The sequence below is a fragment of the Peptoniphilus asaccharolyticus DSM 20463 genome (genome assembly GCF_900176115.1).
GTDB classification, from domain to species: domain Bacteria; phylum Bacillota; class Clostridia; order Tissierellales; family Peptoniphilaceae; genus Peptoniphilus; species Peptoniphilus asaccharolyticus.
Map to the genome: position 1 here is coordinate 860,785 of NZ_FWWR01000009.1, position 24,957 is coordinate 885,741.

At 30.7% G+C, this 24,957-nt stretch carries 25 protein-coding genes and 4 pseudogenes; 4 read left to right on the top strand and 25 right to left on the bottom strand.

Going from position 1 to position 24,957, the window contains the following annotated elements; all coding sequences use genetic code 11:
- Positions 1-4: 4 nt before the first annotated feature.
- The 3 genes from B8869_RS04945 to B8869_RS04955 all read right to left on the bottom strand — a co-directional run bounded on the left by B8869_RS04945 (position 5) and on the right by B8869_RS04955 (position 3,311).
- Positions 5-610 carry a histidine phosphatase family protein gene (locus B8869_RS04945; RefSeq protein ID WP_084230596.1) on the bottom strand — a complete coding sequence of 202 codons (606 nt, stop codon included), beginning with the start codon at positions 608-610 and terminating at the stop codon, positions 5-7.
- On the bottom strand, positions 607-2,262 hold the full coding sequence (locus B8869_RS04950; RefSeq protein WP_084230597.1) for a MutS-related protein: 1,656 nt from the start codon (positions 2,260-2,262) through the stop codon (positions 607-609). The genes B8869_RS04945 and B8869_RS04950 overlap by 4 nt, the downstream gene beginning before the upstream one ends.
- Before the next feature lie 107 nt (positions 2,263-2,369).
- The gene (locus B8869_RS04955) at positions 2,370-3,311 is read right to left on the bottom strand and encodes a D-2-hydroxyacid dehydrogenase (RefSeq protein WP_084230598.1); all 942 of its coding nucleotides are present in this window, start codon (positions 3,309-3,311) and stop codon (positions 2,370-2,372) included.
- A 418-nt stretch (positions 3,312-3,729) separates the two neighbouring features.
- Between B8869_RS04955 and B8869_RS04960 the strand changes: the two are divergent.
- Both B8869_RS04960 and B8869_RS04965 read left to right on the top strand, forming a co-directional pair.
- Positions 3,730-4,716 (top strand): annotated as a pseudogene (locus tag B8869_RS04960) (IS30 family transposase).
- Between the two features lie 38 nt (positions 4,717-4,754).
- Positions 4,755-6,071, top strand: coding sequence for a TraB/GumN family protein (locus B8869_RS04965; RefSeq protein ID WP_084230599.1), 1,317 nt, complete (start codon positions 4,755-4,757; stop codon positions 6,069-6,071).
- Between the two features lie 54 nt (positions 6,072-6,125).
- Here B8869_RS04965 and B8869_RS04970 read toward each other — a convergent pair whose 3' ends face one another.
- The 4 genes from B8869_RS04970 to B8869_RS04985 form a co-directional block, all read right to left on the bottom strand.
- Positions 6,126-6,755, bottom strand: a complete 630-nt coding sequence (locus tag B8869_RS04970; RefSeq protein ID WP_327083038.1) for an IS3 family transposase — start codon at positions 6,753-6,755, stop codon at positions 6,126-6,128.
- Entirely contained in the window at positions 6,724-6,867 is a 144-nt protein-coding gene (locus tag B8869_RS12440) for an IS3 family transposase (protein ID WP_084231061.1), read from the bottom strand. Before B8869_RS12440 ends, B8869_RS04970 begins: the two co-directional genes overlap by 32 nt.
- Positions 6,868-6,942: 75 nt before the next feature.
- On the bottom strand, positions 6,943-7,530 hold the full coding sequence (locus tag B8869_RS04980) for a helix-turn-helix domain-containing protein (protein ID WP_084230601.1): 588 nt from the start codon (positions 7,528-7,530) through the stop codon (positions 6,943-6,945).
- A 181-nt stretch (positions 7,531-7,711) separates the two neighbouring features.
- Positions 7,712-8,908, bottom strand: a complete 1,197-nt coding sequence (locus B8869_RS04985) for an ISL3 family transposase (protein ID WP_234989752.1) — start codon at positions 8,906-8,908, stop codon at positions 7,712-7,714.
- A gap of 173 nt (positions 8,909-9,081) precedes the next feature.
- On the opposite strand from B8869_RS04985, the pseudogene B8869_RS04990 reads away from it, so the two are divergent.
- Positions 9,082-10,066: pseudogene (locus B8869_RS04990) on the top strand (IS30 family transposase).
- 155 nt (positions 10,067-10,221) lie between these two features.
- Here the strand turns inward: B8869_RS04990 and B8869_RS04995 are convergent.
- From B8869_RS04995 to B8869_RS05030, 9 genes and pseudogenes are all read right to left on the bottom strand, one after another.
- Positions 10,222-10,635 carry a DUF5301 domain-containing protein gene (locus tag B8869_RS04995; protein WP_159445240.1) on the bottom strand — a complete coding sequence of 138 codons (414 nt, stop codon included), beginning with the start codon at positions 10,633-10,635 and terminating at the stop codon, positions 10,222-10,224.
- Between the two features lie 42 nt (positions 10,636-10,677).
- Entirely contained in the window at positions 10,678-10,947 is a 270-nt protein-coding gene (locus tag B8869_RS05000) for a methyltransferase family protein (protein ID WP_084230604.1), read from the bottom strand.
- A 189-nt stretch (positions 10,948-11,136) separates the two neighbouring features.
- On the bottom strand, positions 11,137-11,319 hold the full coding sequence (locus B8869_RS05005; RefSeq protein WP_084230605.1) for a transposon-encoded TnpW family protein: 183 nt from the start codon (positions 11,317-11,319) through the stop codon (positions 11,137-11,139).
- A gap of 107 nt (positions 11,320-11,426) precedes the next feature.
- A pseudogene (locus tag B8869_RS12450) lies at positions 11,427-12,076 on the bottom strand (PDDEXK nuclease domain-containing protein).
- A gap of 9 nt (positions 12,077-12,085) precedes the next feature.
- Entirely contained in the window at positions 12,086-12,433 is a 348-nt protein-coding gene (locus B8869_RS11720; RefSeq protein WP_200805980.1) for a DUF1016 N-terminal domain-containing protein, read from the bottom strand.
- Between the two features lie 50 nt (positions 12,434-12,483).
- A complete protein-coding gene (locus B8869_RS05015) occupies positions 12,484-13,317 on the bottom strand; it encodes a class I SAM-dependent methyltransferase (RefSeq protein WP_084230606.1) in 834 nt (277 codons plus the stop codon).
- A 58-nt stretch (positions 13,318-13,375) separates the two neighbouring features.
- On the bottom strand, positions 13,376-13,699 hold the full coding sequence (locus B8869_RS05020) for a hypothetical protein (RefSeq protein ID WP_084230607.1): 324 nt from the start codon (positions 13,697-13,699) through the stop codon (positions 13,376-13,378).
- A gap of 173 nt (positions 13,700-13,872) precedes the next feature.
- Positions 13,873-14,625 carry a phage replisome organizer N-terminal domain-containing protein gene (locus B8869_RS05025; RefSeq protein WP_084230608.1) on the bottom strand — a complete coding sequence of 251 codons (753 nt, stop codon included), beginning with the start codon at positions 14,623-14,625 and terminating at the stop codon, positions 13,873-13,875.
- A gap of 4 nt (positions 14,626-14,629) precedes the next feature.
- On the bottom strand, positions 14,630-14,881 hold the full coding sequence (locus tag B8869_RS05030) for a hypothetical protein (protein ID WP_084230609.1): 252 nt from the start codon (positions 14,879-14,881) through the stop codon (positions 14,630-14,632).
- A 284-nt stretch (positions 14,882-15,165) separates the two neighbouring features.
- Between B8869_RS05030 and B8869_RS05035 the strand changes: the two genes are divergently transcribed.
- Complete coding sequence (locus B8869_RS05035; protein ID WP_084229931.1) at positions 15,166-16,335, top strand: IS110 family RNA-guided transposase; 1,170 nt, start codon at positions 15,166-15,168, stop codon at positions 16,333-16,335.
- Positions 16,336-16,683: 348 nt separating this feature from the next.
- Here B8869_RS05035 and B8869_RS05040 read toward each other — a convergent pair whose 3' ends face one another.
- The 9 genes and pseudogenes from B8869_RS05040 to B8869_RS05070 form a co-directional block, all read right to left on the bottom strand.
- Positions 16,684-17,040: a hypothetical protein gene (locus B8869_RS05040; RefSeq protein WP_084230610.1), complete on the bottom strand. Its 357-nt coding sequence runs from the start codon at positions 17,038-17,040 to the stop codon at positions 16,684-16,686.
- 80 nt (positions 17,041-17,120) lie between these two features.
- Positions 17,121-17,501: pseudogene (locus B8869_RS11725) on the bottom strand (MobQ family relaxase); the annotation flags it as partial.
- A gap of 40 nt (positions 17,502-17,541) precedes the next feature.
- Positions 17,542-17,718: a hypothetical protein gene (locus tag B8869_RS11730; protein WP_200805989.1), complete on the bottom strand. Its 177-nt coding sequence runs from the start codon at positions 17,716-17,718 to the stop codon at positions 17,542-17,544.
- Between the two features lie 84 nt (positions 17,719-17,802).
- Positions 17,803-17,997: a sigma factor-like helix-turn-helix DNA-binding protein gene (locus tag B8869_RS12630; protein WP_459550382.1), complete on the bottom strand. Its 195-nt coding sequence runs from the start codon at positions 17,995-17,997 to the stop codon at positions 17,803-17,805.
- An 8-nt stretch (positions 17,998-18,005) separates the two neighbouring features.
- Positions 18,006-18,218, bottom strand: a complete 213-nt coding sequence (locus tag B8869_RS12635; protein WP_459550383.1) for a hypothetical protein — start codon at positions 18,216-18,218, stop codon at positions 18,006-18,008.
- A 283-nt stretch (positions 18,219-18,501) separates the two neighbouring features.
- Positions 18,502-19,884, bottom strand: a complete 1,383-nt coding sequence (locus B8869_RS05055) for an MATE family efflux transporter (protein ID WP_084231062.1) — start codon at positions 19,882-19,884, stop codon at positions 18,502-18,504.
- 1 nt (position 19,885) lies between these two features.
- Positions 19,886-22,360: a PEP/pyruvate-binding domain-containing protein gene (locus B8869_RS05060; protein ID WP_084230611.1), complete on the bottom strand. Its 2,475-nt coding sequence runs from the start codon at positions 22,358-22,360 to the stop codon at positions 19,886-19,888.
- 23 nt (positions 22,361-22,383) lie between these two features.
- Entirely contained in the window at positions 22,384-22,980 is a 597-nt protein-coding gene (locus B8869_RS05065; protein ID WP_084230612.1) for a TetR/AcrR family transcriptional regulator, read from the bottom strand.
- A 142-nt stretch (positions 22,981-23,122) separates the two neighbouring features.
- Positions 23,123-24,955: a recombinase family protein gene (locus B8869_RS05070; protein WP_084230613.1), complete on the bottom strand. Its 1,833-nt coding sequence runs from the start codon at positions 24,953-24,955 to the stop codon at positions 23,123-23,125.
- Positions 24,956-24,957 lie beyond the last annotated feature (2 nt).

Below are 24,957 nucleotides of genomic sequence, written 5' to 3' on the forward strand. Positions count from 1 at the left end.
TTAATTAAATTGTTGCCACTGGATTTTTAGGTGCTTTTTTAATTACTTTTAGTTCACCATCTACATACTCAATTATGTTGAAAGTTGCATTTCTAAGAACTCTATTCGTCCAGAAATTTTTTAAATCTATTTTTTCTACATAATCAAGTATTGCAACAATAGTAACTCCGTGGCTCACTACCAAAATATTTTCATCTTCAGAGTTTAAAATATATTCTTCAAAGAATTTTTCAACTCTATTCATAACATCGTGCAAAGACTCCCCATCAGGTCTTTCATATTTGTGTGGTTCTTTAAAATACGTAGTGTATAGTTCTTCATCATCTTCTTTTAGGGTATAAAAATATCTTCCACTCCAATTCCCAACGTCTATTTCTCTTAGATATGGTGTAGTGATAATTTTATTTTCTGGAGCCACTATCTTAGCAGTATCTTCTGCTCTTTTTAAATCTGAAGAATAAACCTTGTCAAATTTTATATCTTTAGATTTCTCTCTGAGAATTTCTGCCATTTTTATTCCATCTTCAGTGAGTTTAGAGTCCAATATTCCTTGAACTCTATCCATCTTGTTCCATTCAGTCTCCCCATGTCTTGTTAAATATATTTTCAAATATTCTTCTTATCCTCCAAATAACTAGCCAATTTATATGAGCCATCTATTATTTCTCTTGGATAACCCATAAGATTTAAAATTGCTATTGCATTTCTTGATTCAGCTCTACCAATCTTTAACTTATAGTCAAATCTTATATCTTCATCTTCTATCTGCTCTTCAAAATGGTAGTTGGTATACTCTTTTAAAAGTTCTGTAAGTTCTATATCGTGCGTTGCAGCAACAACAGTAGCTGATTTAGCAATATAACTAAGTGTGTTGTAAGCCGCAGATATTCTATCTATTGTATTTGTTCCTTTGAATATCTCATCCAAAATAAGGAGTTTTTTAATTTCAAAACTCTCTATCATTCTCTTTATCGCCTTTGTCTCAGCCATAAAATAACTCATCTTTTCTTCTAAAGAGTCTGATATATCAATCGCAGATTCCACTTTGAAGAAAGAAGTCTTTAATCGCTTAGAATGAGTTAGCCCAAGCGAGTTTGCCAAGATAACGTTTATGCCCAAATTTCTTAAGAAAGTTGATTTACCTGAGGCATTTGAGCCAGTTATCAATATATCTTTATTTGAAAAATCAAAATCTTGAGACACTTGTTCTTCTCCAAGTAGAGGATGTCTTAAACTTTCTGCTTCTAAGATAAAATCTTCTTCAACAAATTCTACAAAATTCAAATTCTTTGCTATCTTGTATGAAACAATTGATGTTAGTGCATTTATATAGCCAAGCTTTTCATATAATTTTAAAAGATCTTCTCTACTCTTGTTTATTTCATCAGCTATTGAATAAAACTTATTTGCCTCATTTAAGAACAACAAGTCAAATATCTTTCTTATCCCCTCAGACTCATCAAATGTTTTAAAATATCTTATGCCTTTAGATTTTTTTTGTATTCTCTTTAGTCTACTGTTAAGTTCATTTATTTCAGCTATTTCTTCTGATAGAGAATCTATTTTATATTTTCCTATTTGTATCCCCAGATTAAATATTGATCTTAAATTTACAATATCTAAAATACTCCCTGCAGTTGCTTTATTAAGTTCTCTATAGATATAAAAATTAGCTAGCAGAACCAAAAATAAAACCATCACTGCAAACATTTTGTCTACAAGTACGGCTAATGCCACAAATACTATCCCAAATCTCATAATACGAGTTGGAAGTTTTAGATTTTTAAACTTTTCATAATCAATACCATTTTTTAATAAATTGGTTAGAGATTTTTTAAAGAAACCCACCTTTGCAAATTCAAACTTGATTTCTTTTGTCAGGTCAGCTTTTTCTTCAAGTTCTACTATTTTATTTCTCAAAACCTCTTGTTCTTTAATAGTATAATGTTGATTTCTCAGCATATTGTATAGAGCTTGAGAACCCATGATTGAATCAGTGTGATTTAATTTTTTATAAAGTCTATAGAATTCCAAATCCTTAAAAGTTATATCATCCACGTCGGACGGATTTTCTTCATATATTTCTTTTAACACATCTTCGGATAATTTTACATCCGTCTCTTCTTTTCCAAACCTACTGTATGTTATATGCATAAGGCTTTTTAAATAGGAACTTTTTTGATATTGCCCAAACAAAAATATAACGGCATATATTAAAACTACCATTCCCAAAATATGATAGGCTCCTTCGTACTGATTCATAAATTCACCTCTTTATTTAAATTTTACCACAGAAACTCGGTTTTTAAAAAAAACAAAAGATTTTTGGCAATAAAAAAAGAGCCAGCTAAGCCAGCTCAAATTTTTAATTATAAATTGAAGTGAGTTTTTAAGTTGTTGATTACAACTGCTCCGATATCATCTTGTGCATCGATTGTAGATCCACCAATGTGAGGAGTTACATAAACTCTATCAAGTTCAAATAATGGTGATTCAACTGGAACGTCCATAGTGTCAAGTCCGCCACTTCCTAATTCGTTAGAAATAGTGTCTAAGTTTGCTCCACCTAATTTACCATTTTTGATATATTTGTAAAGAGCTTCTTCATTTACAATTCCGCCACGTGCAGCATTGATTATGATTGCTCCATCTTTCATTCTAGCCATAGATTCGTCATTGAACATATCCTTTGTATCAGGAGTTAGTGGAACGTGTAGAGTAACTACGTCTGAATTTTCAATAACTTCGTCTAATGTAGTAAGTTTTACATATTCTTGTTTGATGTCTTCTGGTTTTAAGAATGGGTCATAAGCGATAACATTCATATGGAAAACATTAGCGAATTCAGCAACACGTCTACCGATTGCACCAAATCCTATGATGCCCATAGTTTTGTTTCTCATTTCACGACCAATCCATCTATATTTGTTCCAGATTCCGCCCTTAACTTCGTTTTGAGCTTGAACTGTATTTCTATAAAGATCAAGAACTTTTGCAATTACAAGTTCTGCTACTGCGTTTGCATTTTGTCCTGGTGAGTTGAAAATTGGAATGTTCTTTTCGTTAGCATATTCTTTATCTATATGGTTAGTTCCTGTTGAACCTACGAAGATAGCTTTAAGGTTTGTTGCTGCATCTAAAACTTCTTTGTTTATGAATGGGTCAACTCTCATGATAAGAATATCATAAGGAGCTATTATACTTGCAAGTCTTTCACTTGTAGGAAGCATTTCCTTATCTAATTCTATACCTAAATCCTTTAAACCTTCATCAATTACTTCTGACATGTAGTCAACCATTAACGCTTTCATTTTATCTCTCCTTTTTATTTACTATGTATTTATCATTCAATTTTATTGTAACATACCTTATTTTTTATTCAACTCTTTTAACTATCTTTCGAAAACAATTCCACTAATGCTCTTCAATGCATTTTTTCTATCATAATAAATTCTTAAAATGACACATTTATAATATTGTGTTAAAATCATAATCTAAAGCTTTTAAAATTAAATTTAATTTATATTTTAATTACAAGTTTATATAATTTTGAAATTTAGATCTAATTCCAAAACCTTTTAGCATTTTATACATTAGGGTATAAAATTAAAAACATTTATTTTGGAGGATAATTTATCATAACAAGTGCAACATAAATAAACTCATAGCTAATCAGCTGTGTTAATATGTAAGTGACCAAACAAAACATATTAAAAGGAGTGATTAACTATGAGCTATAACCATCTTACCATAGAAGAAAGATCTTGTATTTACCAATTTTTAAATTTAGGAATGAGTATAAGGAAAAATTGCACAAGCACTTAAAAGGTCACCTAGTACAATATCTAGAGAAATTAAAAGAAATTCATCTAAGATAAAAGTTAGTAGGGGAAGTTACACTAAGTACTTTCCGATAAAGGCAAATGATAAATATATTGATAGAAGAAAAGACTGCCATAGAAAAAGTAAATTTTCTAAAGATGTTATTGATTATTTAACTGTAAGGATTAACGAACATTGGTCCCCTGAACAAATATCAAATAGAAACACAAATGAGATTCATGAATTACCATCTACATCAACGATATATAGAATGATACACGCCAAAAAGCTGCCAAAAACTAGTATGAAAAATTTGAGAAGAAAAGCTAAATTTAAAAGGCCAGCAGAAAAAGAGGAAAATTCAATGATAAAGGTAGAACAATTAAGAAAAGACCTAAAGAGATATACAGAAGGCAAGAATTAGGCCACTGGGAAGCAGATACAGTGGAATCAGGCAGATTAGATCATAAAAGGAAAAGTAGATGTTGTTTCGTAACTTTAGCAGAAAGAAAATCTAGATATTATATAGCAATCCTAGTTGAAAATAGAAAGTCGGAAAGCGTAACACCAGCAATAATAAATGCATTAAAAGATTATCCAAAAGAATTAGTAAAAACAATAACCTTTGATAGAGGTAAAGAATTTTCAGAATTTGAGAAAATAGAAAAAGAATTAGGATGCAAAACTTATTTTTGTGATCCCTATTGTGCATGGCAAAAAGGTACAAATGAAAATAGTAACGGACTTTTGAGGGAGTTTTATCCTAAGGGTATGGATTTATCAGAAGTGAATATTGATGAATTAAATTATAACTTAAGTTTAATGAATAATAGACCTAGAAAATGTATAAAATATAAAACACCTAAAGAAGAACTTTTTGGTCTCTTACCATAGGTGTTGCATTTGATTTGACAATTCGTCTGGAGGAAAAAATGAAAATATTAAATAAGGTAACGGTAACTCTTGGGCTTACACTGACGCTATCTACTCAAGTCTTTGCTACTCAAATACAACAACCCACAATTAGTCCATGGGCAATAAAGATAGTTAATAATGCTCAAATGCAAGGTATAATTCCTATATCTCCTGAACAACAAACTAAAGACTACACAATTGTACTTAATAAAAATGAATTGGATTCTTTAAATTCATCTTCTGTAAAGAAACTTGAAAGTTATAACTTAAAGCAAAATAAAAATTTCAAACCAGAAGCCTTAAAAAATAATTTCACTAAAGAAGATGTAATCATAAATATTTACAACTTAGTTGGAAAATATGCAGATGACTCAGGAAATGGTGCTGTAGAATATTTTAAAGCAAATAATTTAATTAAGGGAAATGGTGTTGAACTTGAATTAGACAAAACAGCAACACTTGAACAAGCCATTGCCCTATATACTCGTGCAATTACTGATGTTATTGATGATCAAAACATGGGTGGAAAAGGTGTTTTCTACAAGGTAGAAGCAAATGGAAACACAGTCTACTTATTCGGTTCAATCCACGTTGGTGACTCTGCAATGTATCCAATAGATTCTGATGTAATGAATGCCTTTAATTCTTCAAATGAATTATTTGTAGAAGCTGACATTACAAATTCAGAAAAAGTTATGGCTGCTCAAAGTTCATTAGTAAGCGAGACTCCTTTAACTGAAAAACTTTCACCTGAATTATATTCAAGACTTAAAGCTATAATGGATAAATATCAAATTCCAGAAGAGAATTACAAAAACTTAAAAGTATCTGCATTATACTCTACTATTTCTTCAATTCCTATGTTGACAGAAATGCCTTTAGGTAGTGTAAAAGGTATCGACCAATACTTCTTAGTTAACTCTAAATTAGATAATAAAAAAATTGGTGAAGTTGAATCAATCGAATTCCAATTTGATATGTTAAATAATTTTGGAGATGAAAAGTATATAAAATTAATAGAAGACTTAGTTACTCAAATTGAAAAAGACAACGGAAAAGAATTAGTTAAAGATACTAAAAAAATGCAAAAATATTGGATAGATGGTAATGAAAAAGATTTTGCAAAGATATTCAATGGTTCTGATGAGTTTACAAAACATCTTTTAGTGGATAGAGATCCTAAAATGGCAGAAAAAATTGACGCTATGCTAAAGTCTAAAGAAAAGAAAACTTACTTTGTAGTAGTTGGAAGTGGACACTATGTTCCTGAAAAATCAGTGCTTCACTATCTTAAAGAAAAAGGATACACTATAGAAAATTTAACAGGTAAATAATTTAAAGCCAGCTCATTATTGATGTGTACCCATAAAACTGGACACAATATTTAATTAATTATTAGTGGATGCTAACCTATATTTTGTAGGTGGCATCCATTTTGTTTTTGATTGAATCCTTTCGTTGTTGTAATAGTAAATATATTCCTCTATTGCTTTTGAAAATTCTTCAAAAGAGCTATAACTCTTTTCATAACCATAATAAATTTCATTTTTTAATCTTCCAAAGAATGTCTCCATTATGGAGTTATCATAGCAATTACCTTTTCTTGACATTGATTGTCTTATGCCATGTTTTTTAAGCTCATTTACATAATATTCATGTTGGTATTGCCAACCTTGATCTGAATGTAGTATTAAGTTATCTAGTTTTGGAAATTTGTTAAATGCTTTTTTCAACATATTTGATATCTGATTTAAGTTAGGACTTAAGGATAGGTCGTAAGAGATTATCTCATTGGTATACATATCAAGTATTGGAGATATGTAGCATTTACCCCAAGAGAATTTAAATTCTGACACATCTGTGGTCCATTTTTGTAGAGGTTTATCTGCCTTGAAATATCTATTTATTATATTATTAGCTACTTTACCTACCTTCCCCTTATATGAGTGATATTTTTCCTTAGATCTTTTTCCAAATAGTTTTAGCTCATGCATTATTCTTTGAACTCTTTTTATGATTTATGATATAACCTTGATTTATCAACTCCATATATACTCTTCTTACTCCATATCTTCCTTTGTGGAAGTTAAATATTTGAGTTATTTTATCTGCAATGTGACTATTCTTAATCTTTTATCTTATCAACTTTATTTATTTCAAAATAGTATGTTGATCTTGGCATATCAATAGCTTTTAAAAGATATTTTAGTCTGTATCCTTCTTCTTTGAGTTCTTTGATAATCGCTGCTTTTTCGCCTTGAGTTGCGCAGCGTAACGTTCTTCTCTCAAGGCGATCTCTTTTTTTATTATTTCGTTTTCTGCTTTTATATATTCATTTTCTGCTTTTATATATTCATTTTCTGCTCTAAGTTTTATTAGTTCTTCTCTTTCAGATTCATTAAGTTCTTTTGCTTTATGGATATTTTTATTTTTCATACTTGTATTTTTAGATTTACGACCTCTCTTTTTATTTACAAGACCATTATATCCATAATTTTTATACTTGTTAACCCATGAATAAAGCTGTCCATGATTAATTCCATATTCAACTGCTATAGATGTTATGGAATTTCCAGCTAACACTTTAGATACCATTTCTAATTTCTCATCAGGTGTCCAATTGATATTATTTCCATGTTTTAAAATTTCTGGTCCATGAAGTTCTTCTAACCTAACCCATATTCTAATTGAATCATGAAAGTTTTTTTCGTTGGTCCCTTCAGGTGTATCAGGCCATTTACCATCTCTATACAATTGCACGCTTTCTTTTTTGATTTCATAACTATATTTCATAAAAATAGGCTCTATGTCAAATATTGGGGAGGCTCGTTAACTCGAGTCTCTTTCTTTATGTAAAAATGGGCACATAGACGCTAATAAAGATATCAAAACTAAAATAGCAAAAAACAACTAAAAATAAGCATAGCAAATAAAACCCCTAGGGGTTTTGCAAATTTTCCTGTTTTCCTAATCTCTACTTACATGAAAACATAATTCTTTTTCTAAACAAGTCAAAATTTCTCATACCAAAACAATTTCTTTTTAATGTTTTTATCTTTGTATGAGTTCCTTCAAGAGGTCCATTTGACCAAGAGTAATCAAATGAATTACATATTTCTTCAAACCAGTTATTAAAAGAAGTGATACAAGATTTAAATTCTTTTAATTTTGATTCATCTGCTCTTTTTATCCATTCTCTTAAAGCTTTTTTAGCTCTAGTTTTGTTTGGCTGACTAAGTACATACTGGTACCCACAGGGCACACAGTAGAACAATTCTTTTAACTTGTATGCTTCTTTTAATTCCTTGTTCAGTTCAATCATAAGTGATACTTCATTAGCTTGTTCTGAAGTTAGCTTAGAGGCAGGTTTTGTAATTAAACTCTTACTTCTTTTAAAATATTTCCTAAGCTTTGATGATATATCCTTTTGTATTCTCTTTCTAACATTTTCTAATGCCCAGGATACTTGTCTTATGAAGTGGTACCTATCTATGATATGTATTGCGTTTTTAAAGAATGATTTCTTAACTGATTTAAATGTTTTAGACATATCACTTACAAAAAATTTTACTTCGTTTCTTTCTTTGTTTGGTATCTTTTCAAAGTACCCATACAATGTATTCTTATCTCTTGATGGTAAGATATCTATGATAGAGTGTTTAGATCCATCAAGAAGAGAAGTCTGATACCTGTTATTACCACTATCACCTTTAAATTCGTCTATACATAATACTTCCGATAGCCTATCTCTAGAAGCACTTAAACAATTTAAAATTCTTAATACTGTGTTTGAAGAAACATTATACCTATTAGCAATAGAAGATATAGAATACACCTCATCAAACTCAGAAACAATAGCAAAAACAAGTCTATTGGTCATAGTATGACCTTTGGCAATAAAATCAAGATTCCTCTCAAAACGAGAACCACAAGACTTACAATCATATCTAGTTTTCTTTAAGAAAATCAAAGATTTCTTACCTCGGATGTGAGTATCCCTAATCTTTTGAATTCTATGATCATGAACCCAAATCTTTTTAGAACCACAATGAGGACAAATAGACATCTTAGAAACAGAAGCGTGAACATTAACAAAATTATTACTCTCATCAACACTATCAAAAACTACATCTTTAAAACCAAACAAATTCATGATATTATTATTTTGCACTTATATGCACCTCCAAGCTTTGTTGTTGCTTAAAGTTTAGGACTAAAAGCGTATAAGTGCAATTTTTTTGCAGATAATTTATCATAACAAGTGCAACATAAATAAACTCATAGCTAATCAGCTGTGTTAATATGTAAGTGACCAACAAAACATATTAAAAGGAGTGATTAACTATGAGCTATAACCATCTTACCATAGAAGAAAGATCTTGATTTACCAATTTTTAAATTTAGGAATGAGTATAAGGAAAATTGCACAAGCACTTAAAAGGTCACCTAGTACAATATCTAGAGAAATTAAAAGAAATTCATCTAAGATAAAAGTTAGTAGGGGAAGTTACACTAAGTACTTTCCGATAAAGGCAAATGATAAATATATTGATAGAAGAAAAGACTGCCATAGAAAAAGTAATTTTCTAAAGATGTTATTGATTATTTAACTGTAAAGATTAACGAACATTGGTCCCCTGAACAAATATCAAATAGAAACACAAATGAGATTCATGAATTACCATCTACATCAACGATATATAGAATGATACACGCCAAAAAGCTGCCAAAAACTAGTATGAAAAATTTGAGAAGAAAAGCTAAATTTAAAAGGCCAGCAGAAAAAAGAGGAAAATTCAATGATAAAGGTAGAACAATTAAGAAAAGACCTAAAGAGATATACAGAAGGCAAGAATTAGGCCACTGGGAAGCAGATACAGTGGAATCAGGCAGATTAGATCATAAAAGGAAAAGTAGATGTTGTTTCGTAACTTTAGCAGAAAGAAAATCTAGATATTATATAGCAATCCTAGTTGAAAATAGAAAGTCGGAAAGCGTAACACCAGCAATAATAAATGCATTAAAAGATTATCCAAAAGAATTAGTAAAAACAATAACCTTTGATAGAGGTAAAGAATTTTCAGAATTTGAGAAAATAGAAAAAGAATTAGGATGCAAAACTTATTTTTGTGATCCCTATTGTGCATGGCAAAAAGGTACAAATGAAAATAGTAACGGACTTTTGAGGGAGTTTTATCCTAAGGGTATGGATTTATCAGAAGTGAATATTGATGAATTAAATTATAACTTAAGTTTAATGAATAATAGACCTAGAAAATGTATAAAATATAAAACACCTAAAGAAGAACTTTTTGGTCTCTTACCATAGGTGTTGCATTTGATTTGACAATTCGTCCATAAAAATATCTGTTAGGGATTTACTCCCCAACAGATATTATAGAGCCTAAAAATACCCTCCTTACTGGTTTGTCCAGTAAAGAGGGTACATATCACCACTTGATTTACTGTTTTTGTGTTTTAAATTTATTTTTCAAAGTATTGGTTGATATTATCAAATGTTTTATCTCCCAACTTCCATATTCCTGAATAAGGTTGTTCTAAATAATTAACCCCATCTTTTTTGTAAACATAGGCTACGCTTTCGCCATACCCTGTTCCCTTATGTGTAAAATAAATTCCTATATACTCATCTACATTTGTTGGTGCGTCATTTATACTATCTTTCTTTGTGATTTTAGAATCATTTACCAAATCATCTATTATTGACTTAATTTCATCTTGCTTTGTAATTGAAACCTTATTTTCAGTATCACTATCTACAAGTTTTATTTCAGTAACATTTTGTGGCATAGGTAGTACAATCTTTTTATTTGAAGTACAAGCTGTTACTAGTGCTATTAAAAATAGTAATCCTAAAATTTTATAATATCTCTTCACAATTGCCTCCTAAATCTAATTTTAATATGTATTCTTATCATTTTAAAACCATGGTATCACTTTACAATACAGTTCATATTCTTTTCCGTAAAGTTCAAGCAACCATTTCTCCTCGGTAAATTTAACTAGTATGGTTAAATAAAAATAAAATATAAAACTCAATCCAATAAGCCAAATATCTCTTCCTAAAAATAAAACTCCATTGCAGATAAAGAGCCATGCAGAATATATCGGATTTCTAACATATGCATAAATCCCTTCAGTTACCAATCTATTCTCTCTTATTCCCTTTACTATTTTAGACTTAAACACTTATAACATACATAACAACTCCTATTGCGAGTGATATAACGCCTATTGCAATTAAAATGATATCCCATTCTTTTGGCAAAGGAGTATTTAATATTTTATTTGCCTATAGATATCTCCCTAAAATTGTAATTAGCACTATACTCAACACATAAATAGGCTCAACACCTGTAACAGCTTGTCAAGGACTTTCTAATCATTTTTAGGTTTTTTATCTTTTTCTCGCTCCATTTCTCTAAGCATTATCCTTTTCAATTTATCTTGCATAGTTTCAGTCACATTTTCATTAAAATGGACAATAACCTCATAAGTTACTTTTCCAATCTTCTTTATGGTCTTTGTTCCTGTATTATGTTCATTTTTATTTTCGTGCATTTTGTTTCCCTCCTGTTTACTACAATAAAAAAGAAGTAAATCAACCTTTTTAGGCTTATCTACTTCTATTGGAATCGATATTTATATTCAGCTTTTTACAAGTTTATTTACTTATCTAATAATTTTTTCAATTCTTCTTTACTCGGTAACACCGTACTATACTTACTCGCAAATATCTGACTGTTATTCTCCGACAAAGTCATTTCTACTAAAGATTGTTTTTTATCTTTACATAAAACAATGCCTATTTTTGTATTTTCATCATCCAGTTTAACATTTCTGTCATAATAATTTACATACATTTGCATTTGATCTATATCCTGATGTTTTATCTCACCTATCTTTAAATCGAATAATACGAAACACTTCAGCAGTCTATTGTAAAATACCAAATCGACAAAAAATGTTCTTCATCATAAGTAAAACGTTCTTGTCGTCCTACAAAGGCAAAACCCTTTCCAAACTCAAGCAAAAACTTTTGTAAATTGTCTATTATCCTACTTTCAAACTCCGTTTCGGAATATACTGCAAGCTCCGGAAAACCTAAAAATTCAAACACATACGGATCTTTTAGCAAATCTTTTCCACTCGATATTATTTGTCCTTTAACATACAATTCTTTTTCTTTATCGTAACTTAATACTAAACGCTCATATAGAGAACTATCAAACTGCCTTTTCAACTCTGTTAAGCTCCAGTCATTTTTATAAGACTCAATTTCGTAGAAAAGACGTTCCTCTTTATTTTCTATTCTCATTAGTTGCAACTAGTGTGACCAACTAAGAAAAAACTGTCTTCCGGTAACTGTTACAAGCATATTTTCTAATTGGTCAGAAGGTGTCTGACCAATTGAATCTTTGGCATATACACTATAAAATTTTCTCATCTGCTTTAAATTAGTTACTGAAAAACCCTTACCAAATTCTTTGGTTAAATAACCTGATAATTCTTCAAGTAAATACTTACCATATTCTGCCCTATCTTCCCCATTTTGTTCTTCCTCTATAATCATTCTTCCTATTTCAAAGTAAGTATATACCATAGAAAGATTTATTGCTGTTCTTGTGTTGTTTCTTGCTTCTGTGAGAGCATTGGCAACTTTAGTTAAAAATATCTATCAATCATCTTCATTATTTCACCTCGATTTCTTCTCATTTTATTTCATTATTCAAAATCCATTCTGTTCACAGACATCTTCATCATACTATCGCCTATTCTTGCAAGTAAACGATGAGAAAAACGAATATTAGGACTTTTCATATCATAATAGCCTAACATATATCCTTTCGATGTGACTTTAATATTTTCTGACCAGTTTAATTCTTCCTTTGAATTGTTTAGATAGAATAAACCATCTACATCCTTGATGCCCATATTTTTCAGTACCTTTAACATCATCAGTTTCAACCCAAATTTGCCTACACTGTCAAAGACCAAAGAGCCTTTAGAATATCTTTTTGAAAGTTCCAAGACTAATGCCTTAACCTCATCTTTCTTAAAATAATGAAACACCCCTGCTGCAAAGAAAATGACTCCATTAGTTCCATCCACTGCATCCATCCATGAATAATCTTTTAAATCACAGGCAATATTTGTTTCCCTTTCATGTTTTGAAGTAAGCTGATTACGAATCTCTATAACATCAGGAAAGTCTATATTAACAATGTTACAACTTCCATTATCACAAGCCTTTCCCGTTTCATCCAATCCACAACCGAGATTTACAATCGTAGCTTTCGGATATTTCTTTAAATATTCTTTTATTTCCCACATAATATCCAGTTGACGCATTGCCGCTTCAAGAGAACCGAATTCATATAAAAAGGACTTGTTCTTTTTCTCTAATTCAGAAAAATCATAATCCAATCTATCACATAATTTTTTTGCGAAAACATCTGTATAAAGTTTAGGGAATTTATCAGAACACATTTTTCTTCCATAAAGTGGGACAATCAATGTTTCCTGAACGGTATTTTTTTCTATTTTTATCTTTTCCATATAGCTGACCTCCTGACTTTTCAATTCGCTACGCACTGCGTAGCTTTTTGAATAAGTCTTATATTCTTTTATATTTTTCTACTCCGCCTTCAGCTTTTCCGATGTGTTCCACATTTTTTACAAGTCCCTTATTTACATTTTCATAAAACCATCTGCCAATCAATGCCGGAGGTGTTGCGATTAACTCTCTCAAAACAAATTCTTTGTCCTTTGGTAAAGAGCTAATTTTGTTTAATAAGGTAGTATATAGGTCAGCATAGCTTGTATTTTCTTGTAAACTACTACACTTACAATATTCAGTAACGCTTGGGAAACCTCCCTCTATTGCTTTTTTAGCTAATATTTCAAGTTCTTCATCGGTTACAGTAAATTGAATTCGCATTTATATATCCTCTCCTTATAACTGAGTTTATTACCATATCATTATCATTTTATCATAAATACGATATTTTTTCCATACTGCAATTTTAAGCCCTATTTTACACTTAGCTATAGTCTCATATCTATTTTATGATTAACGCTCTAAAAACACCTTTCCACCGTCTTATGCGAAGTCTACAAGTGTTCACCCTTGTCATAATCTTCAAAGGTATATACTTTTGATTTACTGTTTTCCTTTAATTTCCCTTTGTCCTGTTCATACCAATGAACTAAGGTCGCATAATGGTCTTTGTAGTTTCTTCCTGTACTTTGCATATAGGTTGACAGCTTCTCTATCATTTTATCCCTATGACCTTGCATTTTATCCTTTAATTTTCCATATTCTTCATCAGTTAAGGAAACATTTTTATATTCTCCATAAAGGGAGGGGGATATTTTTTCTTTCTCCCCCTCTTTTTCTAATTCTATATCTATCTCTTTCTCTATCTCTATCTCTCCGTTGCAGTTTTGTTGCAAAAGGTTGCAAGATGTTGCACCAGTGCCAGATTGCAATGCTTTTTGTCCTCTTGATTTCCTAGAACGCCTTGTAGAAGCTGTTTCTGAACCTATTAGACTTGGAATTTCTGTTAAAAAATACTCGTCATTTTCTGTGATTATCTCCATCAATCCTTGTGCTACAAGATAATTTACTGTAACCATTACATCATCTTCCGTTTCATCAATCGTTAATGCAAGCTCCTTGATAAAGTCTGTTTCTACTCCGTCATAATACAGCTTCCCACTATCTTTTAAGCTAAGTAAAAGCAATTTGAGGTAAATGATTGTATAGGTATCTCCTCCTGATATTTTTCTTAGCCTTTTGATTCTCTTATCTGTAAAAAAATCTTCTTTTAGCTTTATGTAGTAATATTTTTTATTATCGCTCATTTGCTTACCTTTCCTTTCTGCTTACTAAATACAGCTTTCCCTCTTCTTTTTTCAAAAATTTTTTCTCTATCAGCTCTACTAATTCGTGGTTTAATACTCCAAGCATCCTTAATACTGATTTATAGTTAGCTATTAAGTCTTTTTCATCTGCTCTCATTGCTAAATGAAAATATACAGCTTGTGTATATAGGTTGATGTCTAATAAGTCATCTGTATTTGTTATTTCAAATAAATCTTGTAATGTTGTATTATTCATCTTTTTTCCTTATATAATGTATTTAGGTTGTTAAAGGTAACCTATAATCCTTTATCGACTAAATATTATTCAGGTTTGCTGTATAATATTGTTATTAGATAGAGTGTACTCGTTTTCTCCTTGAGATTTAATCTCGTAATTGAAAGAGTGAGTCCTCTAATCTTTTAACTGTTTACGAATAAGTTAGATGTTGACCCTCTTAGGGTACTTCGTATTTAGCATAAGGCAGTAACGTTATTAGATTTTGAGGTGTCTATCTAAAATACTTTTTTGTGAGGTTTCAAATGTTTTATTTAGGTATTGATATTGGTAAAAATACTCATGTTGCTTCATTAGTTGATGATAAGAAAAAAGTTATTTTTAAAGCTTTTTCTTTTTCAAATTCCATTTATGGTGCTGAGAGTTTAATCCTTAAACTAGAAGCTTTCAAAAATGAACTTGAAATTGGCATGGAGGCTACTGGTCATTATTGGTTATCTCTATACTCATATCTTGCCCAAAAAAACTTTACTGTTCGTGTTATCAATCCAATCCAAACTGATGGTTGGAGACAAGGTATCGAAATCAGAAAGAGAAAAACTGATATTATTGATTCTCTTTTAATAGCCGATCTTCTTCGCTATGGTGATTTTGTTGAAACTTCTCTTTCTAATGAGGACTATTTGTCTTTGAGAAATCTTTCTAGATTCAGATCTTATCTTGTATCATCAATTGGTGATCTTAAAAGAAAGACTATTGCTCTTTTAGACCAAGTTTTCCCTGAATATGCTTCTTCTTTTAGCAATATTTTTGGTAAGACTTCTAAAGAAATTCTTTCAAATTTCTCTACTCCTTTAGACTTTGAAGATATCAGTTCTGAAGATTTACAATATTTTTTAGACAATGTTTCTCGAAAGAAGTATGCTTCTAGAAAACTTGAAGAACTTTCTAAGAAAGCTTCTAAATCTTTTGGCATTAATTTCTGCATGGATTCTTTTAGACTTCAAATTAAAATGCTTATAGGGCAAATTTCTTTTATTCAAAATCAAGTTTTAGATGTTGAAAAAGAAATTGAAATTTTACTTGAAAAACTCAATTCTCCAATTAATACCATTCCTGGTATTGGTTCTGTTAATGCTGCTACTATATTAGGTGAGATTGGAGATATTAAAAGATTTTCTAATCCTTCTAAGCTTGTCGCTTATGCTGGTTTGGATGCTAGTGTTTCTCAGTCTGGAGAATATGAATCTACTTACAATCATATGAGTAAAAGAGGTTCTCCTTACTTAAGGCGTGCTCTTTTTCAATCCGCTCTTAGAGCTGAATTTTGTGACCCAGTTTTTTCTGATTATTATCAGAAGAAAATCAGTGAAGGCAAACATCATTTAGTTGCTACAAACGCTGTTGCTAGAAAGCTTTGTCATACTATTTTTGCTGTTTTAACTAAAAATGAACCATATCAACAACAAAGTTAGTTTTTGCTTAATTATGAATTAATTTTTGAAAAAGGTTCTGTAAATGACGAGCTTTGCTCGGGCATAGCCTTTATCATTTACAGGTTCTTTTGAGAAAATTACTATTTAAAAGGAAAAAACTTTGCTAACCCTATTTTTAATCTTAAACTTTAGGGTACTTTTTCATGCTTATTTTTATTCAGTTTTTATCAATATCATTACTTATATTTTCTTTGTTTCACCTCTTGACTTTTAATAGTTAGTCTTTCTTCAATAAAAAAAGACGATAGCTTTTTCTTCTACCGTCTGATTTTGCTATATATTAAGTTTTATTAACTTCACAAGCTTGGATTTGTAGCTTTCTTGTCGTCATTCGTTCCATTTCCATAATGAATAGTATTTATTTACTGAAAATTCAACATAATTCACACTTTCTGCTTGTGTAAATTCGATTATTGCACCTAATCTATCCTTTTCATAATAACCTTCACCTTCCATATATTTATTTAATAAATCATTGGCATTATTTGGTTTTGCAATAATTACCTTTGGATATTCTTGTATTTTTACATATTCAGTGTCTGTAAATGTGATTTTATATAACCCTGTAACAACTGAAAATGGGTTTTCCACATTAAATTTACTTAAAGAAATAAAGATTGCTATTCCCAGTAATACAAGCAAAAATGCTATTATAAATATTGTTTTTTTTATGTGTTTTTTCATCTTTTACATCTCAAACTCATCCTCAAAATTCAAATCTATATTTGCCTATTTTTTTATTATACCACTTCAAGCCTTTTTTTCTACCTCTCCTCTCCCTTATATTTTTCTTTTGCCTTTTGTTTGTACTGCCCCTTTCTTTCCTCTTGCTCTTGAAATTTTTTAAGTTGTGCAATCACGCTTGGTTTATCTCCTCTCTTAATTGCCTTGTCTATCTCTATGGATAAATCTATTCCATACTCGTCATTGACAATCTTTACTGCATATTTGATATGATCTATCTGCTTAAATTCATCTTGTACTTTAGCTTTATCTTCGCTTAAGTCTTGTATCTCTTTTTCAAGGCTTGATATTTCTTTTTGCCAATCATTTAATTTTATGGCTGATGTCCCGGTAAACTTTTCTATGGTCTTTCTTGCTCTTAGGTATCTGTCTATTTCCTTTTTATGAGAATTATAATATTCTTCTTTGCTTGCTCCAGCTATTTTACTGAAAATTGAATTGTCAGCTCCTTTGTATAAGCCTGTGATTTCTTCTTTTTCGTTCCTTTTCATTTGCCAGTTTTTCTAATTTTTTGCCTTGATTTTGTAATTGTTTCAGCTTTACATCGCACTTTTCTCTTTCTTCCTGAAGTTCAAAAATTTGTTCCTGTACTTTCTGTAATGTGTTTTCTTTCTTCATTTTTAATTCCTCCATTTTGGTATCTGCTTGTTTCCATAAAGAAAGGTTAAGCACCTTTTTTTGACACTTAACCTTTCCAAGTTTTTAGACTTTATCTTCTAAAATCTTTCTCAGTTTTTCTAAAATTCTGTCCCTCCTCCCGCTGATTGCTTGATGTGTAACTTTCTCTCTTCTGCTGATTGACCTTAGACTTTCTTCTCTGTAGAAGATGGCTTCCATTAACTCTCGTTCTTCTTTTGAAAGAGTATTTAATGCTCTATGAAGTTCTTCAATTCGCATTTTTACTTCTACAATTTTTTTAAGTCTATTTTTTCATCTATGATGTTATCTACAAAGTGTCCGTCATAATCAAAAGACGAAAAAGGTAATACCCAGTGTTCTCTATCTTTCTTGTGAAGATACTTTTCATGCTCTGTTATCTTCCAGTAGGCTTTGTAGACTTCTTCACTTACAGGTATTGCTTTGCCTTTTAAATAAAGGTAATATTCTTTCTTAGCCATCGTATTATCCTCCTTTTTAAGTTCTCTGTTTTGCTTTTTGAGAATAAAAAAGGAGAACTTCTACACTTTGGCGTAAAATGTCCTCTCGGCTTAAAAACTAATGTCTTATATAATTTCCTATTTTGTTGTGTATGACAAAGTATTATTGCTATGTTTAAGCAATTCCAAGCATAAAAAAGGATAAATGTATCTTATATGAATAACCGAATTTAATGTTCCCATTATTTATCCCTCCATTGCTTAGTTACATATTTTTTCCCTCCTAATAAATATTCTGTAAACCTTAAATATTATCTTTTTGAAGCTTATAACAAGTAAGTTTCATTTTACAAACTATAAAAACAGCCAAAGCAAATGACAATACATCAGAAACAGGTTGCAATAAATATATTCCCAACTTCCCATATAAATTAGTAAGTAAATATAAAAGAGGGATGTAGAAAATACCTTGCCTTGAAATCGAAATTATCAACGACCAAAAATATTTCCCTATGTTTTGCATCAACATACTACTTATCGCATAATAGGCTAACAACGGAATTGTTATACATTGCATTCTAAGTATTTGCACTCCTATAGAAATAACTTCACTATCTTTAGACATTGCAATAACAAAATGTTCCGAAAAAATATATAGCACCACTGCTGATATAATCAAAAATATAGTTCCAACAACAACTGTCAAATTAAATGCTGATCTAACTCTGCCATATTTTTTTGCACCATAATTCATTGCACAAATAGGTTGAAACCCTTGCCCCCATCCAATCATAATCATATAAGCTATGGCAACTATTCTTGAACTAACGGTTAAAGCTGCAATAATACTATCCCCGAAGCTTGCTGCAACTCTATTCAATAAAATGAGGGAAACACTTGTAATTGCTTGCCTTGAAAAATTAGGCATTCCTCCTACAAGAATATGGTATATGCGTTCTTTACTACATTTGACATTTTTCAAAGAAACAGGAATATTACCATTTCTTTTCGCCAACATAGTAAGTGAAATACAAGCAATTATTTGCCCTGTCAAAGTTGCATATCCAGATCCAACAAACCCGAATTTTAATATAAACATAAATACAGGATCAAGAACCATATTGCTGAACATTCCTAAAAGTAAACCTATCATTCCATCTTTTACATTTCCACAAAGTCGTAATTGATTATAAATAGTAATTGAATACAGACTAAATGGAACGCTTATTATAATCACCTTTAAATACTGAGTAGTAAATTTAAATAAGTTAACAGAAGCATTCCCACCAATGAACTTTGTCAAGTCAGATATAAAAATCCATGACATTATAGCTATTAAAAATCCACTTATAATAGAAAATACTATTCCGATTGAAGAAATAATTATTGCCTCTTCCTCATCTTGTTCTCCAAGTTTTTTAGACATAATATTCCCACTGCCATATCCAAACCAAAAACCAATAGCCTGAATAATACTCACGAAGCTAAAAACAACACCAATAGCAGCTGTCATCGATTTATCATTTAAAAGTCCGACAAAGAATGTGTCTGTCAAATTATAAATAACCATAATTAGCATACCAACAATTGTTGGAACAGACATTTTTACTATCAGAGGTAAAAGTGGTTCACTTAAAATCTTTTGCCTTCTCAATTCTTTTTGATCTATTTGATTTTTTGATTTCATATTAAAAGCCTTTGACCTCGCCGGTATTACCATCTACTTGTATGGTATCTCCATCTTTGAATTTGGTAGTTGCAAAACCAACTCCAAGAACTGCCGGTATATTATATTCTCTTGCAACAATTGCAGCATGGCTTAAAGCAGAACCTGTATCTGCCACAACAGCACTTGCCAGCTTAAATAATGGAGTCCACTCAGGATCTGTAAGATGACAAACTAATATATCTCCTTTTTTCATTTTATAAAATTCTTTGGAACTATTTATCAGGCACACCTTTCCAACTGCAATACCAGTGCTTCCGCTTACTCCTTTTAAGACATCACCATCCGTTTTAAAAATCAATAACTTTGAAGCTTCCCATACTTTCACTGCTAAAGGAAATTTTTCGTTTCTCCTATTTATTTTTTCCTTATCTGATTCATTTAAATTACCTCTGTTAATTGCTTTAAGTAATTCTTTATGAAAAAGATTAGCCACTCCTATTTCTATGTTTTCATCACCCAAGAGTATAAAGTTAATTCTTTTAACACACTTTCTGACATAATAAAATAGTGTTTCCCACAAATATTGACTTTCTTCACGAACCACATGAAAATATCTAAAATATTTTATCTGTTTTTCTATATCCTGATACTTTTTACCATAGATTCCCTCTATACTCTCCATAAGCTTAGAAAAATCCTTTGTATCTTTACTTTCATTACTATTTTCATTTAATATAGGTCGTAATATATTTGTTAGCCTATCAGGATCTTCGAGAAATGTTTTTGCAGATAAACAATAACAGTTATAATCAGATTTAAAGCCATTATCTTTCATAAACTCATCTGATATATTCTTAAAATCATTATACTTTTTATATAATTCCTTAAAATTATCTCCGGAAATTATCGCTCTTTTTAAAACTTCATTTTTTCTTATCTCACAAGCCATTGTATAGACATCATTTGTAATCACCGATGTTTTATTATCTAAGTCCCAATAAAAATCAAACGATGAGTAATTGCTATTTACTTTTTTTATTATTTTGGTAAATTTCTTGCTATTTAATACTGATGGAAATAAGGCATACTTAAATCTATCATAAGCAAGCTTTTGCAAAAGAGCATAACTTTCTTCTAAAAAATTTCCACACTCCGTTAATGTCATATTTTCAAAATTTAAGTGCCCCATTTCTTCTATTTCAGTTTCATATATATTCATAAAATCTTTGCACTTCTTATAACAGAACTCAAAATCTTTCATGTTCTTTAAGATATTAAAAATTTTGAAAATATTCTTTCCAATTCGCTTTCCTTCATCAGAAAAAGTTTGTATACCATCATCATCTATAATTGGATTTCTTGGTAAAATAATCCCACCTTCTGATAAAATGTTTAATTTCTGATCATTGATTGCCATCAAATAATCGAAATCAAGGACTCTATATGCAGAAGGCATTTTTTCTAATAAGAATGACATTACTTCTCGTGTATCCTTTTTGATTTTTTTATCCTTTGTGTACTTCTCTATTAAATCATTGCCAGTTATATCATTTTCAGAATTTTTTAATGTGGTAATCGCTCTCGCCTGTAAAATATATACAATATCATTTTTGATTGCCCATTCAATATCCATAGGCATGCGATAGTGTTTTTCAATCTCTAAACCACACTTCATAAGTTCAAGTATTTCTCTATCATTTAATGCACGAGTTTTTCTTTTATCAGAGCTTACTGCTACTTCAACAGTTTCCTTATCCCCATATATAATCTGTGTTTCCTTGCTTCCAATATTTACTTGGGCTATTTTCCCTAATTTGTCAATAATGTAACTATCAGCTGTAACTCTTCCACTTACAACGCTTTCTCCTAATCCAAAGCTTGCATTTATTTGCATTTCATTTTCTTTTTTGTTTACTGGATTTACGGTAAATAAAACTCCTGATTTTTCACTCTCTATCATTTCTTGAATAACAACTGCAATAGAAACTGAAGTTTGAGCATAACCTTGATGAAATCTATAACTTACAGCTCTATTCCCCCAAAGTGAAGCATAACAATTACGCACTGCATTCAATACACTTTCAATACCTTGAACATTTAAATAAGTTTCTTGTTGCCCTGCAAAACTGGCATCTGGCAAATCTTCTGCCGTTGCTGAAGAACGCACTGCAACTCTTGTATTATTTCCAAGATTAAAATATTTTTCTCTTATTGCATTCTCTAACCTTTCAGGAAATTTTCCAGACTTTATCTTTCCTCTAAAATGCTCAGCTTCATTTAGAAGATTTCTTTCATCATCTACTGATTTTTTAATTCCATTTTCAATGAGAATATCAATCCCATTTACTTTTAAAAAATCTCTATATGCGTCTGCTGTTATAACAAATCCACTTGGAACATTTATTTTAGCAGAAGTCATTTCTCCAAGATTAGCACCCTTACCTCCAGCAACTAATACATCTTCCTTTTTTATCTCATTAAAATCCAGAATCATTGCTATCACTTTCCCTTATACAATTAAATTTCTATATATTTAAAAACAATGCTTTGTATATAAATATTAAGCACTTCTTCAAAGGTATCTTTATTAAAATGGAAATAATTTGAACATAGAACGTAGCTGCCAACAAAGGCATTTGATAAGCCTTGCTTATCTACGCTTTTTACTACATTATTTTTGTACCAATAATCTATTAACCTATCCAAAAAATCACCATATAGATTTTCTACTCTATTCACTTTCTTTGAATCTTGACTTGCAAATATTCTAAATGCCTCTTGATAAATTGGCTGAGTTTTAATTTTCTCAGTCATATCTATCGAATACTTATAAATTACCTCTGAAAGGAATTTTTTAGGATTCGTGAGTGAATTTGAAAATTCTCTTTCAATGTTTTCCAATTTTTGTATTGACCTATATGCTATTAAATCGATGATAAGAGATTCTTTGTCTTTCCAAAAATTATAGAAACTTCCTTGTGCTATCCCTACTCTTTTTGTCAATTCCGAAATACTAAGTGATTTTGTACCTTTATCATGAAATAAATCAAGAGCAGTTTCCATAATACTTTCTTTGATTTTTATCTTTTCTTCTTCTGTAAATGCCTTTGCCATTTTTAACCTCCAAACTTCTCAAACCAATCTGTGAATTTTCCGTTTTTTATTCATAGATATTATAACGCCCGCAAATTTAAAGGTCAATGAATATTTTGTTTTATATTCATTGACCTTGGATATATTATTCAGTTAAAAAACTCTACATTTCACATAAGGGTATCCCCACTCTTTTCAAAACCTTTAATTTCTCTTGCTTCTTCTGTTCTCTCCTTTCCTTATACCTTTCCTTATACCTTTCCTCATATTCTTGTTGTTTCCCATTTGCTTTTCGTTTCAGGTAATTTTGATGAAGCCTGTCCTTTCTCTCATTGATTTTTCTTTCTTCTTCCTCAAATTTTTGTTTTTCTTCGGTCAATTCTTCTTTTGGCGGTTCATAATTTCCGATAAAGTTAAAATATATCTCTATCTTCTGTTTTGAGTTTTGACTGCCTTTCCTATCCCTTTCGTGAATGATAATCTTCTCTACAAACTCATTTATCATAGTATTTGTAAGTTCATCAAAGTTTTCATAGCGACTGATAAGAGATATGAATTTTCTTGCTCTGTCTGTTTCTTTTTCATATCTTGATACCTGTTGCTCTAACTCCTTAATTTCTGTGCTTAAAGCTCTTTGCTCTGTTTCGTATTGGCTATTAAGTATCTCATATCTACTGCTTGGTATTTTTTCAAGTATCATATCCTCGTAAATACGACACATAAGCCTTTCTAACTCTTGTATTCTTGCCTTATTATCAATCAGTCTTGCTCTTTGCCTTTCTATCTCCACCTTTTCCTTTTCTTCCATTTCATTTTGAATGGAACGGATAAAGGCTTCATTATCTTCATCAAGGTATTTTTTAATATCTTTTAGTGTGTCTTGTATTAAATTTAAGACTACTTCCGCTTTTATTCTGTGTGCTGATGGACAAAGCATGCCACAAGGTGTTTTAGTATAGGCACTGCAAGTGTAATAGGGTATATTTTTGTAATTGCTTGTTCTATGAACATACATTTTACTTCCACAATCTGCACAATACATCAGTCCTGTGAGTGGGTGATATTCTCCCCAACCGTCAGGATACCTTTTTACATTTCCTCTTATCCTTTGCACATTGTCAAAGGTTTCTTGATCTATAATTGGCTCGTGTGTATTTTCAAAAATAAGCCAGTTATCCTCGGATACATATTTGCTTTTCTTGTCCTTGAAGTGTTTTCTTGTTTTGAAATTGACTGTATGTCCCAAGTATTCCTGTTTCTTTAAAATGCTTGCTATGGTTGAGCTGCACCAACGATAGGGATGTTCAAAGTTTTTGCTTTGATATAGTCCATAGCCTAATTTCTGTTGATGATAGGCTGGTATATCTACTTTTTCACTCTCCAATATCTTTGCTATTCGATACGGACCATTGCCTTGCATGGTCAGGTTAAATATTCGCCTTACTATCTCTGCTGCTTTTTCATCTACTATCCACTTGTTTTTATCTTTTTCATCTTTGATATAGCCATAAGGCGGTGTACTTGCAGTATGTTTCCCACTTTCGCCTTTTGACCTGAAAGTCGATTGGATTTTTCTTGATGTATCTCTTGCATACCATTCGTTCATGATATTTCTAAAAGGGGTAAAATCATCTTCTCTGTAAAAACTATCTACATTGTCATTGATAGCGATTAGTCTTACGCCCTTTTGTCTTAGTATCTCCATACATTGACCGACTTTGAGATAATCTCTGCCAAGTCTGCTCATATCTTTTACAATGATACAACCAATATTTCCTTGATTGACTCCGTTCATCATTGCCATAAATCCCGGTCTGTCAAACTGCGTTCCACTGATTCCATCATCTGTAAAGTGAATGATGTTTGACAAATTATTTTTGCTTGCGTATTCTTCCAATATTTTTTTCTGATTGATGATAGAGTTACTCTCTCCTTGCAGTTCATCATCACGACTTAATCTCTCATAGAGTGCTGTTATCTTTTCAAAATTCCTCATTT